This window comes from Vibrio neptunius, assembly GCF_000967495.1.
Lineage (GTDB): Bacteria > Pseudomonadota > Gammaproteobacteria > Enterobacterales > Vibrionaceae > Vibrio > Vibrio neptunius.
Genome location: NZ_JXXU01000030.1, coordinates 73,323 through 91,411 on the forward strand (window position 1 = coordinate 73,323; position 18,089 = coordinate 91,411).

Consider the following 18,089-nt stretch of genomic DNA (forward strand, 5'->3'; position numbering starts at 1 on the left):
TACTGTTTGGAAGATTTGGCTGCCGTGCGGCAGCCTGAAGGTGATAAACTTCCCGGGCTAATGCCCGGGAAATGGGCGCTATTCACTCTGAAGAACAGATTCAAACGCTTCGATGATCAGGCCGGACAGCCCTCTTACGGTTTGATCCTGATAGAAGAGATCCACTCGAATATCGACTTCAAACTTGGCTGATACTTTTGACACAATTTGCACCGCCAGCAGCGAGTTACCGCCAAGCTCGACAAAATTGTCATCAACACCAATACCTGAAATACCTAGAATCGACTGCCAGACTGCAATGATCTCTTTTTCGATATCATTTTCAGGTGCCACATACTCGACTGAGAGTTCTGGACGGGCGTGTCCTTGGCTGACTTCCGCTTCCAGCTCTGCCAACTGCTCATCTTCCTGTTCAGGAATCGCTTCGTAGATAAGCTGACCTAGATCACTGGTCACCACGACGAGTTGCTCAAACTCTAGGTGTGCAAGCTGTCGTTTCAGTGCGTCCAGACCTTCATAGAACAGAATATCCTTGTCAGAGACATCGACAGCAACCTGAGTTACAGCAGACGCTGGCGCAGAAGCGGTAACCTGATTCTCAGCTTTCATACGTACTAGCGTGTAGTTCTCCAAAACCATCAACGGCTTGCTATCAGCGGATAGGAAGACCACATCCAAGATGATTGTGCTGTCTTCCGCCTGGTACGGCTGTTTGAGTTTGATGTGCGCGTAGCAATCTCCGTCAAGCGGCGCTAGATAGCTTATCTTGCCGTAGCTGATTGGCAGGTAGTTGTCTGTCGTGATCAGGTTGATACAGCGAATGGAGACCGAGTCAATTAGCGCAGGGTGATACGGATACTGCTCAAAATCACTCTGGAACTGAGCATCGAGGTCTTTATGAATCAGCCATTCACCCTCACCTTGCCATGCACACTTAGGGCCATTCCAACGCTCACTGAGCGATAGGAAGGTTTCACCCGTTACGGCATTGACGTAATCCTTGCCAGTTAAGTCATCGGGCAATTTGTTTATGCAGCGAGACTGAATCGCTTCAAGTGAATCTACAGCAGCAAGGCTCTCTTCACTCTCGACACCACGACCGAGGTTGCCCAACGCATGTTCGTCCCACTCGATGTCACGGACGCCACGGCTACGAAGGCTGAAGCTGTAGCCCGCTCCTTCACTGCGTACATATAGACGCATTTCACGTGGCCATGCGTTGTGATAAATCGCCGGTTTGGTCAACAGCAAGTTCTTAACCTGAAGCGCTTCCTGAGGTTTGAAGTGATTCATCAGGGTATGCAGCATCGACAGTATGGTGGTACCAACCAAGGTCGGTTGATTCGACAAGCTATGCTCGTTGAGTACCCAGTCATTCTGCACATCCAGATTGACTCGATACTCTTCTTCCATACCTTTACGGCCGAGCAACGTAAGCAGCCCTGTTGGTTCTAGAAGCGCTTCGTTGGCTTTGTTTTTCTCATCCAACTCACGAGCCCATTGAACGGCCATGCCGACATCACCCCATTTGCCCCAGTTGATTGCAATGGTTCGACCGTTTCGATTCTGATTACGGTAGCTGGCAAACACATCCATAAAGGCATTGCCAGAACAGTAGTCAATTCGAGCTTCGTCACCGACAATCGAGCTGATGGATGAGAACAACACCATGAAATCAGGCTGGCTATCTATAGTCAGGTCATCGAGAATCAGGCTACCGAGGATTTTCGGTTCCAAAACACTGGCACAATCTTCATCCGACTTAAGCGGAATGATGCCGCCACCCGCAATACCAGCCGTATGGAAAATGCCATCAAAGCGGTCATAGCGTTCAAACACTTCCGACATAGCCACATAATCACAGACGTCCACATTGACTAGGTCAATGGTGTTACCTTGCTCTTCAAGACGCAGGATGCCCGCCAGTTTTTCACTCATTGGGTCATCGACTGGGTGATTCTGAATCCAGTCATGCCATTGCTCCCGTTCAGGCAGTCGACTGCGATAGGTCAGAACAAGCGTCGCATTGCTCATTTCCGAGATGTGGCCAGCCACCAGCATACCAAGGCCGCCCAATCCACCAGTGATGAGATAAACGCCATCATCTTTGAATTGCGCCGGTAAGCCTGGTTCTTGCTCTTTTAAGTTAACCGCCTGATAGTCTTCCTCCCAACGGCATCCACCTCGATACGCTACCAGTTGGCCGTCGGTGTTAATATTGCTCTCTGCAATAAGACAACGAGCTGCCTGCTCTACCGTCCAATGGCCCGAATCATTCGCTAAGTCCGTAGACCAATCGATATCGACCAAATGGCACTGAACATCTGGGTACTCGTGGTAGAACACACGAGCAGGTCCCACCAACAGTGCTTTCTCAGGCGCGTAAACACGTTCCCCAGAGACACTGAAGATATTATTGGTCACCAACAACAGATGAAGATTATCCAACAAGTTCTCATTCACCAGCGCCTGTTGCAGATACAACGGACTGTAGAAGGAGTCCAGCTGGTGTTCACGGCATAGTTCAAGGTCGACGTCACCTTGCTCAGGAGAGAGGTTCCACAGATCAACAATGCGGATTGGATTCATCTCTTGAGCTTTGATGGCTTTAAGTACTCGGATGTAATCTTCACGAGAGGTTGGGTCAATAACAAAGCTCTTCGTGCTGTCGCCAGTGACGACATTTTCTTGATAACAGACGCCTTTGAATACAGTCACCACTTGTTGGCCTGATGCCAGAAGCTGAGAATGCAACTGATCAGCGATACCATACTCGTCAGCTAAAACTACCCAACAATCATTTTCAGCTTGAGTTTGTTTGCTCGGCATGAAGTCAGCAGGAATGGTTCGCTTCCACGCAGGCATATAGAACCAGTCACCGACATCGGTTTTCTTGCGTTTCAAACCAGCTTCCACACTGCTACTTGATAGGCTTTCAGCATTACCTGTTTTCAGCTCAGGCAGTTTGAATTCATTTCGTTCGAACGGGTAGCCAGGCAGAGGCAGGCGACGTCGGCGCTCATCACCATAGTAAGCTGTCCAGTCAATCTCGATGCCATTCGCCCATAAAGCACCAAGCATTGAGACAAAATACTCTCCGGAAATCTCGACTTCTTTCGCCGTAGGCAAAGAAGAGAAGATATCAGCATTCGACCCATCTTCTTCACGGAAGTGTTGCTTAGCCGCAGACTCCAAAGAACGGCCCGGCCCCACTTCTAAAGCTACAAAACCATCCTGATGATCGGCCATCAAGGTTTTGAATGCATGCGAGAACAACACAGGGTTTCTGACATGGCGCACCCAGTAGTCGCTATCTTGTGCTAACTCATCACTGATCCATTCGCCATTTACCGACGAGACGAACGGAATCTGCGGCGCATTCAGCTCAATGCCATCGATCACGTCTTTGAACGCTGGCAACATAGGATCCATCATGCTTGAGTGGAAGCCGTGTGACGTATCCAAGTGCTTGCAGAAGATGCCTTCTTCTTCCAGCTCATATTGGAATGCTTTTATCGCTTCAAGCTCACCCGCCACCACACAGAGCTCTGGGTAGTTGACTGCCGCGATATCCAGTTCACTGTTTGATAAGCGCTCTGTGAGCTCAGCTTCTTCCATCAAAACGGCTAACATTGCACCCGCCGGCAGAGCCTGAACCAACTTGCCACGAATCGCGACAGCTTTGAGCGCATCTTCCAACGAGAACACGCCTGACAAACATGCTGCCACGTACTCACCGACACTGTGACCAATCATCACATCGGGCTGAATGCCCCATGACATCCAAAGCTGTGCAAGGCTGTACTCAACAACGAACAACGCAGGCTGAGTGAATTGAGTTTCGTTGATACGAGCCGCGGTTTGATCATCTTGTGGGAAGATAATCTCACGCAGATCCTGTTCAAGAATTGGCATCAGATACTCGCAGCACTGATCCATCGCTTGTTTAAACACCGGATACGTCTGGTAAAGGTCACGAGACATGTTCGGATATTGGTTACCCTGCCCCGGGAACATAAACACCATTGGTCGCTTTGATTTGCTTCCAGGTACAATCTGAGAAGGCTTAGCCAGCGCTTCAATGATGGCGTGACGATCATTGCCAACCACCGAGGTGGAAAATTCGAACTGTTTGCGGCCTACCTGCATGGTATACGCCACGTCCGCAACGTCTGCATCTGGGTTATCTGTCAGGTAACTTGCTAGACGCTGTTTCATCTCATTCAATGCGTTACGACTGCGGGCTGAGAACGGGATCATGAGTGGCGAGTTATGCGCATCTCCCGGTTGAGTCTCTGGCGCCGTTTCGAGGATCACACACGCATTGGTACCTCCGACACCAAAGGAGTTGACCAACGCATTGTTTGGCTTGTCCTGCTGTTTAAACGCCGTCAGTTCAGTGTTCATCACAAACGGGCTGGTTTCAAACTCAATGTTTGGATTCGGCTCAGCATAATGCAGCGAAGCTGGAAGCTGTCCGGATTCTAATGCCATTGAGGCTTTAATCAGACTGGCAACGCCCGATGCAGCATCAGTATGGCCGATGTTAGTTTTAACCGAGCCTAAACGGCAGAACTGCTCTTTATCCGTGAAATGGCGGAAGGTTTGCGACAAAGACGAAAATTCAATCGGGTCGCCCAACGCTGTCGCCGTACCATGCGCTTCAACAAAGCGGATGTTTTCTACATCAATATCCGCGTTGGAAATCGCCTGCTTCGCAACTTCGACCTGTCCTTCAATGCCTGGCGCCGTGAATCCCGCTTTGAGGCTGCCATCATTGTTGATTGCCCCACCTTTGATCACTGCGTAGATGTGGTCGCCATCTTTGACTGCGTCTTTAACACGTTTGAGCAGCACAGCGCCGACACCGCGACTAAACACCGTACCATTGGCACGAGAATCAAACGCGTAACAGCGTCCATCCGCTGACTCCATACCGCCTTGCATGTATTTGTAGCCGCGGCGCTCCGGTGTATCGATGGATACACCACCAGCAACGACAAGGTCACTTTCACGGCTTAACAAGCTGTTAATTCCCATCACCACCGCCACCATTGCGGTTGAACAGGCCGTCTGCACATTCACACTTGGCCCTTTTAAGTCCAGCTTGTAGGAGACTCGCGTTGTGACATAGTCTTTATCGTTATTGGTCACAACAGACGCGCCGCTGGCAAACTGGCTGACACCCGGATGGGAATGGACTTTGTTTAAATGCCACGCTGTACCTGTGCCACCAAATACACCCACTTTGCCCGGATAACTCGAAGGCACGTACCCCGCATCTTCAAAAGCATGCCAACTGCTTTCCAGAAACGCACGGTGTTGAGGATCCATGATTTCCGCGTCACGAGGAGTAATATCAAAGAAGTGCGCATCGAAATGTTGCGCGTTGCCGAGAATACCTCGGCGAGGAATGTAGTTGGGTGAGGCAATCAATTCTTCATCGACACCCGACTCGCGAAGTTCTTGTTCGCTAAATGTTGTGATGGTTTCCAGCCCTTCAGCGAGGTTCTTCCAGAACGTCGTGATGTCTTCTGCACCAGGGAATCGGCCTGACATGCCAATAATAGCTATATCTTTATCGCGCAGTGTTGCTTGGTCTTTCATATGCTACCTCACGGGTTGTATGTCGTATATATTTGTACTTATTTCGGCAAAAACGGCCCCTCTCCTTTGAAAAGAAAGGAGTGTTTCAATCAGCGAATAAAATGAATTTGTCTTCTAGGTAAAACTATTTAGCGAAGTTTTAATTCGATTTTTCTAATAACACCTGAGGGTATTTTTTAGATATATTCTTACTTAGCGAATCCACTGTAGGACATTGAAATAACTCGATAATATTAATCGGAATTCCAAGCTGTCTTTTTATTTCCCTGTGTACTTTGCTCATTAATAATGAGTTGCCTCCTGCATCAAAGAAGTTCTCATCTCGGGCAATTTTTTTAACGTCTAAAACCGATTGCCAGATTGAGAGAACACGGTTTTCAATTTCAGGTGTCATATTGGGTTTGTTATTCGACATAGTGCTAGAACCTTTTTGTTAGTGAGCGTTTAACGCTGACTTGCTGACTTTCCCATTAGGGAGCGTGGGTAAGCTATCAACGGAGTAATATCGGGAGGGTTGCATGTAATAAGGCAATACTTTTGCCAATTGTTCTTTGATCACTTGCACATCAACGTTGGACTGCTGAGAAGGCACATAGAAGGCTGTCAGATATGACGCCTTACCGTCATCGCTGCTATCCACAATCACTGCAGCGTGAGAAATGCTGGGCATCGCTTGTAGCTGAGCTTCAATTTCAGCCAGCTCAATTCGGTGACCTCGCAGTTTGATTTGTGAATCGGTTCGGCCGTGGAACAGTAACGCACCGTCTTCTCTGCTACTCACCAAATCGCCTGTGCGGTACATTTTTCCACTCTGGGGATGATCTACAAAGCGCTCTTGAGTAAGGTCGACACGTTTTAGGTAACCTTTCGCCAGAATATCTCCGGCTAAATACAGTTCACCGCACAGCCCTTGCTTTACAGGCTGTAGGGCTTCATCAAGGACAAGCACTTCTGCGTGCGGAATCGGGCGGCCAATGGGCACGACTTTTTCTACGCACTGTGGCTGACAGTACCAGTGACAGGCAAAAATGGTGGCCTCTGTCGGCCCGTAGAGGTTGTGGATATGACCCGGATACTGAGCAGACAGGTCATCCACCAAGCGTTGCGGCAGCGCTTCTCCACCAGAGAAGATATGCTCTAACGACGTACATTGTTGCAGTACATCCGCATCGACAATGATACGCAATGCAGTTGGCACAAACTGGGCGACAGTGACCTGATGCTGCTCAACGAAATCAGCCAGTAGTACGGGATCATACTTAGCATCTTCAGCAATCAGTGCGCAGCTTGCCCCAGTCATCAGAGGCCAGAACATTTCCCAGACTGAAATATCAAAGCTGAATGTGGTCTGGTTCAGTACCCGGCTGTTTGTCGTCAGTTGAAAAGCATCTTGCATCCAGTTGAGGTAATTCACCACCGTATGATGCGCGATCATCACGCCCTTGGGCTTACCGGTTGAGCCTGAAGTGTACATGATGTAACACAAGCTCTGTTCGTCTACCTGTGGTAAGTCTGGGGTTGTTGCGCTGGAAAAATCTATGCTATTCATATCCAACGTTGGAAGATCATTGCTCAGCCAATCCATGCCATTCAAATTGTCAGTGATCACTAGCTTGGCTTCCGAGTGCTCTGCCATATAAGCGAGGCGATCGTTTGGGTAATAAGGATCAAGCGGTAAGTAACAAGCCCCTGATTTCAATATTCCCAATATGGTCGCAACAAGGTTATTGCAGCGATTCATGTAGATGCCCACAACATCGCCTGATGTAATGCCAGAGCGGATTAATGACTGAGCAATATTATTGGAGCGCAGTTCCAGTTGGCGGTATGTAATGTTTTCGCTGTCACTTCGCAGTGCGATATTATCCGGTGTTTTGGCGCACTGATGAACAAACTGACGGTGGATCAATTTTGACATTGTATTCATCTCCCCATGTTTAATCGTTATTCATCTCCGACTCCCTGCGAGCCCGAGACACTCCGCATTACAGAGATAATGTGTCTGAAATCAGAGCCAAGTATTGTTCTGCCAGTAAGGTGACCTGCTGCTTGGTAAACGCCGTAGTTTCATAATCAAAATTGAGGGTCAACTGCTCGCCGTCGTCGACAGTTAAAGTCAAATCGCATCGAGCAGATTGCTCAGCGATGTGTTGAACTTTCATGCGGCAGCCTTGCACCTCTTTACCTTCCGGCATTGCAGACAGATAATTAAACGTGACAGGGAAACGCAGTTTCTCAAGCCAGCCTTTGCTTCGCATTTCATCAGCAAGTTCTAGGTAGGACACGGACTGATTTTCTATCAGCGAGTAGATCGCTTTGCTGCTGGCTTCAATCAGGCTCACAACGCTATCTACCTGATCAACCTGCTCATGGTAGGTGACCATGTTGACGAAACAGCCGAGCTGACCATCATGCTGGCAGAGAGCTCGATTGGAGACAGGCAAGCCAACCGTTAGGTTGTGATAACGAGTTTCGTGGTTTAACACGAGATTAAACAGCGTGAGTAACACGACATAAGCCGTTGTATTGTGTGCATGGGCAAAGTCTTTTATCGCTTGGCTGAAAGGCTGGGAGAGTTCCACAGCGTAGCCTTGTGGTGACGGGCAATCCGCTCTTGGGTACAACGAACTGTCCGCACCTTTTGTCAGGTAACGATTCAATGTCGACAACCAAAATTGCATCTCGCCCTCTTGATCCACCATCGCACCGCGATGCTGTTTCAAGCTCAAATGGTGGCGGTGATGCTGCGCAAAACCATAATCTCCTGCTATATAAGCGCGGTAAGCCTGAACAAATTGCTCAAAGAATATGCCAATGGAATCATGGTCAAACACAGCGTGGTGGACACGTACAACGACCACATGTTCATCGTCATTTTTGCTCAATAATGCCAGGCGAATCGGTGGTTCTCTGTCAATATCGATGTCCGGCATGTCTGCCATATCCAGCAAATCACAATGCGACATTTCACTGAGTTTGCCCGACACATGCTCAACCTTGCGGTGCGGAATCTCTACTTTTCCCGCACCATAGCCACCTTCTTTAGCGGTAAAGTTATCGAGATCGAATTGAGTAGTCAGGATTGGGTTACTGGCCAGCACCCGATTGAGGCACCATTCCACGCTCTCCGAACTTGCCTTCCCTTCAAGGTAAATACAAAACGCAGGCTGGTAGGCTTTCGGGTTAGCGCTGGTTTGTTCTAACGTAAGGAAGTAAGCCTGTTGCGATGTGAGCGGTTCAAATTGCGCTTCTTGATTCTTCTCATTTGGAGCGGATGTCGCGTCATCCAAGTCATCCGTCAGGTAATAAGGTACGACCGCAGCCAATTTACGCGGCGTCGCATTGCTGAAAAAGAGCTTGAAATCTATCTCGCTGTAGAGGCGGCGTCGAATCAGGGTTCTGGCACGCATCGCCTGCAAGGAGTTCCCGCCTAAATCAAAGAAGTCATCATCAACCCCTAGGCCACTAAAACCGAGCACTTCTTGCCAGATGTCTACGAGGTCCCGTTCAAGGTCATTAACGGGTACGCTGCAATCATAATTCAGTTCTGGTCTTACTGGCGCTGGCTCGGGCAGACGAGCACTATCGAGTTTTCCATTCGGTAGTTTCGGAAAGCTTTCAAGGTAAACGAATTGAGCGGGCATCATCGCACTCGGGCAGCGCTCGCTAAGGAAAGCACGTAGATCCCAAGCACTTGGTTTTTTGTCCGTCAGCAAGTAAGCCACCAGCCCACCATTGACCATTTTCACCGCAGCGTCGGCTACTTCACCATGCTGACGAAGATTGGCTTCTATTTCGCCCAACTCAACTCGCACTCCATGAATTTTCACCTGACGATCTTTGCGGCCAAGGCACACCATGTCTCCGTTTGCGTTGAACTGACCTAAATCTCCGGTGCGATGGGCGCTATGGCCGCGATGAGAGAAGAAACGCTCTGCGCTCAATTCAGGTCGGTGGCTGTATCCACGAGCCACACCCGGGCCACAGATACAGATTTCGCCCACATTGCCGCCTGTCACTAATGCGCCCTTTTCATCGAGTAGAAACAACTCACTTCCCGCCAACGCTTTGCCTATAGTCACAGGCTGGTCTTTCTCTAACTCAGTAAACGCACAGTTTGCTACGGTTTCAGTAGGGCCATATAGGTTAAACAAACGCACATTCTCGACGCTGTCGAACGTACGTTGCTTAATGTCTTCACCGACAGGCTCTCCGGAGAGAAAAACGGTGTCAGGCAGTGACAGCTCACTATCGACTGAGCAGCGGTAATTGAGTAATTCATTCCATATTGTAGGAACACAGTAGATCGCCGTGTTGGTTTGGTTCTGGTACCAATCAAAGAGTCGTTGCGGGTTATTCAAAGTACCTTCAGGAAGAATATGAAGGGTGTCACCACGTAGCAAAGGAGCAAACAATTGAGTCACCGCAGCCGCAAAGCTTAGAGAGGAGGTGAGCGGAAGAGTTGCCTGAGTTTCAGGCCATAAATCGTGATTAAACCAATCGAGATAATACGCCATGCTGCCATGTTCAACTTCCACCCCTTTTGGTACACCCGTCGAGCCTGATGTGTAAAGGGTATAAGCCAAGTCACAATGGCTTACCTTCGGCAGTGACTCACAGTGTAGAGAGCCCGCTAGATCAAGCGCTGCGACATTCAGTTTCTCTGTCTCGCACTCAGCCATGCTCGGTTTTTTGCTCAGTAGCCCATCGGTGATAATGAGGAATGCACCGGAATCATCCAAAATTTGTTGAATGCGTTTTGTCGGCTGAAACGAAGAGAGAGGCACATAACTGAACCCAGCTTTCATTACCCCCAGAATTACCACAGGCAACATCAGGCTAGGTTCGAGGTACACCGCCACTTTACCTTTATCGCCATCAGGATATTGATTGACTAAGTAGCTTGCTAGTTGGCTTGATTGCAACTCAAGCTCAGAATAGGTCAGCAATTTATCTTTGTAGGTAACCGCTATTGCCTCAGGGGAAATCGACGATTGCATTGAAATAGTTTCAAATACAGGATTGTTATTTTTCACAATATTTACCTCGCTGGTTAAGGTATTCCTGAAGTCGAGCGAGAATATTTTCTTGCTGACCGTTTGCTACAAATAAAAGTTAGACGTGAAAACTTAGGATTTAATTAAGGAAACAAATTGGTTTTAATCACCAAGGTTTCAGGGGTATTGCAACGGAGGATATAAATTATAAATAACAGTAACTTAAGATAAAAAAATCTCTTTTATAGTCAATTCAATCAGTTATAAAATGACTTTAAATTGACCATAAACACACATAGCGAACACTTTGCAATTAAATTTATCTATCTTAATTCATTATAAAAATTATCATCACAATATAATGAAAGATTCTACTTTTAGATAACCAAATCAGCGGTAATATACTCAACTCATGCAATCTTAATTAAATATTAAGTTTTCTCGACTAGCTTGCTAATTAAGCAATGAACAATAGTTTAATGAGGTTGTTTTATGAGTAATGTAGAATCCACTAAAAAGATATCTGAAATCATGATGCTGCCTCTGGCAGCCAAAGCACTCAATGTGGCGGCAGAACTGGGGCTTGCAGACTTGTTAAAAGAAGGCGCGCTCGACATCGACGCACTCGCTTTGGCTTGCAATGCAGACAAGACGGTTCTGCTAAGTATGCTGAAGGTCGTTGAACTATTTGGATTCTTTCACATCGAGTGTGATCGAATGATCAGCAATAATACGCACTCCATGTTGCTCCTTTCCGACCACCCTCAATCTATGCGACATTTCTGCCGACTGTTTGGCGAAGAGTATTATCGCGGCTATGAAGGGCTACTCCATACCTGTAAGACCGGAGACTCCGGATTCAAACACATCTCTGATCAGACGCTTTATCAGTATTTGGAATCGACTCCTTCTCGTTCCTCCGTGTATGATCTCGCTATGCGTGACTTTTCAAGACCGGTCGGTGCAGAGCTCGCCAGAGTCTTCCCTGATATGTTCAGCTTTGCTGGTAGCTTGATTGATATTGGCGGTGGAAGCGGCGTGATTACCGCAGAATTACTCCATCGCTACGAACATTTGTCTGGGTGTATCTTTGACCGAGAAGAGGTATGCGAGCAAAGTTGGCAGTACCTGCCTAGTGATATTCACGACAGAGTCGAGGTTTGCTGCGGTGATTTCTTTGATTCTATCCCCTCTGGCTACGATATTTATCTGTTGAAAAATGTCCTGCACAACTGGAATGCCCTGTCTTGTAAAAAAATACTCGACACTATTGCTCGGTCATTAGAAGACAATCGTCTGCTGGTGATTGAACCTCTGGTTGAAAACGGGGAGCGCTCTCCACGACTGCTGTTCAACGCGCTGTTCCAATCGGTTATCTGTGAGGACGGAACCCATCAACGCAGCTTAACCGATATGGAAGAGTTGCTCGCCAAATCAAACCTACGCGTCGCCCGCAGCGCAAAACTCGCCACGGGACACACTGTAATGGAAGTGATGAAAGGCTAACCGGATATTCAGTGAAACGGGCTGCGATACTACTGGCATCAGTGTTGCAGTCCATGTAGATTAACTTTAAGTAGCACAGACCTTTCACCAACATTACGAAAGTCTACCAAAGAATTTACCAACTTTTCTTACCCCACCTGTATGCGCTGGGTATCCCTCAGAGCGCATTACAGCGACAGTAAATTTCAAAGCAACCAGCCCCAACTGATTCCTATACACACTCTACTTCTATGCTCGCCTTATTATTCACAGTGCAAATTGGTAATCAACAAAATGCATATTAACTCATCACGTGTCACGAAATTGCTGAAAAGTTAATTATCAATAAAAAGACCACAAAGATCATATAACTAATTGAAAGTGTTGATTTTGAGATCTAGAACATTAGCTCTATCTATGAATTACATGTATCTCATTGTTATTATTTGATATGCATTCATTTTTATAAAAAATGTTAATTTTAACATTTTTATAACTTAATCTTTTGTGAAGAATGGAAAGGATTGTTTAACAAGGAGTCACACATGCAAGTAAGCATAACAACAAAAAAATCCATTCTCGCGACTGTTATCAGTACCACCATGCTATCAGGGTGTTTCTGGGACGATCCACGTGAGGTGGCAAAATACGTCAGTGAAAACATCGATAGAGATGAAGTCGTCAGCCACCTAGTAACGCTAGAAGGTTTGGCTTCTGCCACTACAGATGGCAATTCCATTACTCGTGCAGCTGGCACCAAGGGTTACGCCAACTCGGTTGAGTTCATTGTCGAAACAATGAAAGAACATGGTTACATCGTTACTACACAAGAGTTTGACTTCCGTGCTTGGGAAGAGCTAGCTGGTACGAAAGCCAACGTCGATGGCAAAGATCTTATCAGTGTACGTGAAGCCAGTGACGGCGTTGAAGCAGACTTTGCTGTCATGTCTTACTCAGGTAATTCCAATGGCCAGATTAGTGGCGAGCTCGCGTTCGTGACACCAGACTTCCGCTTTGATGCACCCGATTACGACAGTACTGATGGCTGTGAAGCATCCGACTTCACAGGCAAAGACGTCACAGGCAAGATTGCCGTTATCCAACGAGGTGGTTGTGCGTTTGACGCCAAAGTTGTAAACGCACAGAATGCTGGGGCGAAAGCGGTTATCGTCTTCAACCAAGGCAACGATGAAGGCAGAAAGTCTGTCGTTAGCGGCACGCTAGGCAGTGACACGAAAGCGACCATCGCCGCTTTGGGCGCGCGCTTCGATCTTGGTCAAGAGTGGTACAACAAAGCACAATCTGAAACGGTATTGGCCAACCTTACGGTCAATGTGAAAGACGAAGATGTCGTAACGCAAAACATTCTTGCTGAAACCCCTCGCGGTAACGACGATCAAGTCGTCATGCTTGGTGCTCACCTTGACTCTGTTCCAGAAGGTCCAGGTATCAATGATAACGGCACAGGTACAGCAGGCCTACTTGAATATGCGGTGACCCTATCTGAGCTTGAAGTACCTGTGAAGAACAAAGTTCGCTTCGCATGGTGGGCGGCTGAAGAAGCAGGTCTAGTCGGATCTGAGTACTACACCAATGACTTGTTCCAACCAATCTACAATGATGCACAAGCTCAAATTCTTGAAGAACTAGGTTTGAAAGATCCAAGTGAGCTAACGCCTGAGCAAGTAGAACTGGTCGAAGCCCGTTACACTGAGCTCAATAAAGTGAAGTTGTACCTGAACTTCGACATGATCGGTTCACCTAACTACATCTATGGTGTGATGGACGGTGACTTGTCCGATACTAAAGACAGCCCAGATAATGCTTACACTGGCGATTTCAAACCTCCATACGGCACATCTGACATCGAATCTATCTTCCAAGAGTTCTTTACTGATAAAGAAGAAGCAACCATTCCTCAAGCTCTATCGAAACGCTCTGACTACGCAGGTTTTGCTGATTGGGGTGTTGCATTTGGTGGCCTGTTCACTGGTGCTGAGAAAGTGAAAACCGCTGAAGAAGTTGAGAAATTCGGCGGTGACATCGATGTGTCTTATGATAAGTGTTACCATCAGGCGTGTGATGACGTGAACAACGTTAACCAGAACGCGCTTTATACCAATACTCAGTCACTTGCTTACGTAACAACTTACTACGCAATGAGCAAACAGTTGTTCCCAGAGCAGCCAGCAGAGCCAGAAGTGAAAGCGCAACGTGCCTTCTCTACTGCTGAAGCGCCAAAAGAGAAACTACGCATTGGCGAAAGACTCAAAGCAGCAGACAGCGTCTCTGATCACGATCACTTCCACGGTGACTTTGATCAAGACCTGAAATAATCACCTTCCGTGATACAAGCGCCGTGCCTCGCACGGCGTTTTCGTTCTATCTCACGTTTTCATCACTGAGCCGCTTTCTACGCCCCACACTCTCGCCAAAAGGAGGAGTCAAACCCCATCAACTTCCACTAGCCTTAAATCAACCTCAATAAGAATGGTTAGATTGTTGAATGAAGAAGTACAATATTTATCAGGTCTTTACTCGTCTTTTTGGCAACACGAATACCACCAATCATCCATGGGGCAATATAGATACCAATGGGGTTGGCAAGTTCAGTCACTTTACTGAAAAGGCTTTAAATGAAATTCGTGATTTGGGCATCACACACATCTGGTTTACTGGCGTACCACACCATGCCCTAGTCAATGATTACACGCATGTAGGAATCGATAATGACCACCCTTCGGTTGTCAAAGGTCGTGCAGGCTCTCCTTACGCGGTAAAGGACTACTACTCGGTCAACCCAGATCTAGCTGATAACCCCAGTCGACGAAACCAGGAATTCGAAGATTTAATCAGTCGCACCCACCATGCTGGCCTCAAAGTCATCATCGACATTGTGCCTAATCATGTAGCTCGTGTTTATAAAGGATTAAACAATCCTTCGGGCGTGGAAGATTTTGGGGCTCACGATGACACCAATGTCTGCTATCACAAAGACAACAACTTCTACTACATTCCAGATACTCCTTTTGAACTGCCAAGCGAATTATCGCCTGAAAATATCCTTGGAGGTGAGGGACATCCTCATTTAAAAACGCCTTATCAGGAGTTTCCGGCAAAATGGACAGGCAACGGCTCAAGGAAAGCTCAACCGTCCATTGATGATTGGTACGAAACAGTAAAAATCAATTATGGTGTTAGCCCTGACGGCAGCAAAGACTTTCCTATATTACCGGAAGAATACCGTTTCAAACCTCACTCAGAGCACCATCAATTCTGGCAGGATAAATCCGTTCCTGATTCATGGCAAAAGATTCGGGATATCGCACTTTACTGGCTTGAAAAAGGCGTCGATGGCTTTCGTTACGACATGGCCGAAATGGTGCCTGTCGAGTTTTGGAGCTATCTCAACTGTTCGATAAAAATGGCTAACCAAGATGCCTTTCTGATGGCTGAGGTCTATCAGCCAGAACTTTATCGCGACTATATCCAGCTCGGAAAAATGGATTACCTCTACGACAAGGTTGATCTCTATGACCAGTTGAAATCAATTATACAAGGTCACGGTTCTACGCGAGAGATTGGCCGCATTGAGTATCAGCTACGCGATATTGAGCACCATATGCTGCACTTTCTCGACAACCATGATGAACAGAGACTTGCTTCGCCTGAATTTTCGGGGTGTGCTCAAAAAGGCAAACCCGCCATGTTAGTGTCTACTTGCCTATCAAGTTCCCCTAGCATGATCTATTTTGGTCAGGAAGTCGGTGAACCTGGGGCGGAGCTTGGCGGATTTGGCACACCCAGCCGCACGTCGATATTCGACTATGTGGGCGTCCCTCACCATCAACGTTGGATTAACCATGGTGCTTTTGACGGAGGCCAACTGAGTAAGGAAGAAAAAGCGCTAAGACTCTTCTACCAAAAGCTGCTTAACCTAACATTAAAAAGCTCTGCGCTATTGGGAGACTATCATGACCTTTACGCAGCGAACTTTGACAATTTCGGCGAAATGCAAGATCAGTTGTTCGCTTTCGCCAGATCCAGTGAACAACAAAAGCTGATTGTTGTTGCCAATTTCAGCGCGCAACAAGGTAAACAAGTCGAACTGATTATCCCTTACTCGCTCATTACTGAGTGGCAGCTGCTTCCCGGACAATATCGTTGGATAGATAGGATCAGTGACTCGGAGTACACCCTGAATGTGACTCAAACCTCCGCTTCTATTTCTATGTTGCTTTCCCCACTGGCAAGCCTGCTTCTAGAGCTTGAAGCCCCTGATTCGGAACAAAAAGGTGGTGAGCAGTAACAACGAAATCTCGATTCAGCTTGAGCCCGTCTCTTCAATTCTTATCGAAAGCGAACGCTAATACACGTCTTATAGAACTCGATTGCCCAGATATGTCTGGGCAATACTATTTCGTTTCAAATTTAATCTTTCTAATAATCAATCTTTTACCTTTCACATTTGCTATTTTTAATTTAAATTGCAAAAACAACATTTGCAATTGCAACTGTTGTTTTGTAAATTTAAATCATCGCATACAGATAAAGCAAAGGTAATTAAGATGAAAAACTGGATTCGAACAATACATAAATCAGCCGCCTTAAGTGGCTTTATGATGATTCTAAGCTTCTTTACTAGCACGCTTTATGTGGAACTGTTTGGCAGTTTTGCTCAGATCGCAAGCGTTAAGACATACATCTTCTACGCCATATGGTTTTTGATTCCAACCATGGCATTGACGGGTATTACGGGGGCGAAAATGGCACCAAAGGTCACAAGAGGGCCGATTGCAGCAAAGAAAAAGCGCATGCCCTTTATCGCGTTGAATGGTTTGCTGGTTCTGACGCCGGCAGCCATCTTTCTTCACTATCTTGCAAGCGCAGAGCAGTTTACCAACACGTTTTACATCATTCAGATTATTGAATTAATTGCGGGCTTCACCAACTTGATACTAATGAGCATGAGTATCCGAGACGTTATGCAGCAGAAAAAGCCCGCGCAATTAGCCTAAGCCATTAAACGATGGATCTGCTCAATGGTATCTTGGGCAGATTCATAATCAACGGGCAGCTCGACCACACCATTGGCCGTCTCTACAAACAAGGATGGGAAACTATTCCCACCGATAGAACGAGCGAAACCCAGTTCCTCCATAAATTGTTGGTTTAGAGCTTCAGACTGAAAATCTTGCAAGAACTGCGCTTCATCAAGACCAATCTCCGCAGCTATCGCAATCAATACTTCACTGTCACTCGGGTTTCGCGCTTGAAGGTAATAAGCATGCTGAATGGCGCGTAGCATCTCTTTCTCCGCTCCCTGCTTGCGTGCCGCTAACACTGCTCGACAAGAAGGATAAGTTGAACGCTTAGGGGTGTTTTTCGTCCAGAAGTCATAGTTGAACTCAGTGCCCAGATAGTTTTCGATCTTTTTCCAATACGAGGCAATTTGTTCACGCATGGCGATGGGCATAGGCTCCATAGAGTCTGGTGCCAATCCACCCACCACATACTGCACTGTCACCTCATCAGCTAACGCAGTCTGGATCTTTTCCCAAGTGGGCTTGTAACCCCAACACCAAGAACACATAGGGTCGTAAACGTAGTAGAGTTTGGCTGCTTGCATGAGTTCATCCTTATAATGAGTAGCGAATCAGGGTCTACATCACCAATTCGTCTATTTCCTTTAACCCCATAGAGGTAATTGTCACCTCTACTTGATCGAGATCATTTTAACAAAGTCATTACATCATTTATGTTGACATAATGTTACAGAGATTAACAAGAGGGATGCCCATGGAACTGAAAAAAGACCCAAGATGTTACACTGACGTGTGTGTAGATGGTAAATGGTTTCACCATGATCACTGTACCAGTAAAGCGTATATGCTCAAGGGCGGTGCGGATGTGAGTGTGGAATTTAACAAAATACCTGAAACAGAAGACGAACTTATTGAGCTGTTAGTTCAGAGTGCCTAAACAACAAGCGCTTAGCAA

The 18,089-nt window shown here is 46.9% G+C and carries 10 protein-coding genes; 5 read left to right on the plus strand and 5 right to left on the minus strand.

What is annotated here, in order from left to right:
• Positions 1–78: 78 nt before the first annotated feature.
• From TW84_RS11380 to TW84_RS11395, 4 genes are all read right to left on the minus strand, one after another.
• Positions 79–5,607, minus strand: coding sequence for a type I polyketide synthase (locus TW84_RS11380; RefSeq protein ID WP_045975754.1), 5,529 nt, complete (start codon positions 5,605–5,607; stop codon positions 79–81).
• A 139-nt stretch (positions 5,608–5,746) separates the two neighbouring features.
• Positions 5,747–6,022, minus strand: a complete 276-nt coding sequence (locus tag TW84_RS11385; RefSeq protein ID WP_019276642.1) for an acyl carrier protein — start codon at positions 6,020–6,022, stop codon at positions 5,747–5,749.
• Positions 6,023–6,040: 18 nt separating this feature from the next.
• Positions 6,041–7,525 (minus strand): non-ribosomal peptide synthetase, encoded by a 1,485-nt coding sequence (locus TW84_RS11390; protein WP_045975755.1) that lies wholly within the window; start codon positions 7,523–7,525, stop codon positions 6,041–6,043.
• Between the two features lie 67 nt (positions 7,526–7,592).
• Positions 7,593–10,643 (minus strand): non-ribosomal peptide synthetase, encoded by a 3,051-nt coding sequence (locus TW84_RS11395; RefSeq protein ID WP_045975756.1) that lies wholly within the window; start codon positions 10,641–10,643, stop codon positions 7,593–7,595.
• Between the two features lie 453 nt (positions 10,644–11,096).
• Between TW84_RS11395 and TW84_RS11400 the strand changes: the two genes are divergently transcribed.
• From TW84_RS11400 to TW84_RS11415, 4 genes are all read left to right on the plus strand, one after another.
• On the plus strand, positions 11,097–12,110 hold the full coding sequence (locus tag TW84_RS11400; RefSeq protein WP_045975757.1) for a methyltransferase: 1,014 nt from the start codon (positions 11,097–11,099) through the stop codon (positions 12,108–12,110).
• A 524-nt stretch (positions 12,111–12,634) separates the two neighbouring features.
• A complete protein-coding gene (locus TW84_RS11405) occupies positions 12,635–14,425 on the plus strand; it encodes a M28 family metallopeptidase (protein ID WP_045975758.1) in 1,791 nt (596 codons plus the stop codon).
• Positions 14,426–14,595: 170 nt separating this feature from the next.
• Positions 14,596–16,398 (plus strand): alpha-amylase family glycosyl hydrolase, encoded by a 1,803-nt coding sequence (locus TW84_RS11410; RefSeq protein WP_045975759.1) that lies wholly within the window; start codon positions 14,596–14,598, stop codon positions 16,396–16,398.
• A 259-nt stretch (positions 16,399–16,657) separates the two neighbouring features.
• Positions 16,658–17,107 carry a hypothetical protein gene (locus TW84_RS11415; RefSeq protein WP_045975760.1) on the plus strand — a complete coding sequence of 150 codons (450 nt, stop codon included), beginning with the start codon at positions 16,658–16,660 and terminating at the stop codon, positions 17,105–17,107.
• On the opposite strand, the gene TW84_RS11420 is transcribed toward TW84_RS11415, so the two are convergent.
• Positions 17,104–17,718 carry a DsbA family protein gene (locus TW84_RS11420; protein ID WP_045975761.1) on the minus strand — a complete coding sequence of 205 codons (615 nt, stop codon included), beginning with the start codon at positions 17,716–17,718 and terminating at the stop codon, positions 17,104–17,106. The two genes, TW84_RS11415 and TW84_RS11420, sit on opposite strands and share 4 nt — an antisense overlap.
• Before the next feature lie 170 nt (positions 17,719–17,888).
• Here TW84_RS11420 and TW84_RS11425 point away from each other — a divergent pair, with 170 nt between their 5' ends.
• The gene (locus TW84_RS11425; RefSeq protein ID WP_045975762.1) at positions 17,889–18,071 is read left to right on the plus strand and encodes a hypothetical protein; all 183 of its coding nucleotides are present in this window, start codon (positions 17,889–17,891) and stop codon (positions 18,069–18,071) included.
• Positions 18,072–18,089: the final 18 nt, after the last annotated feature.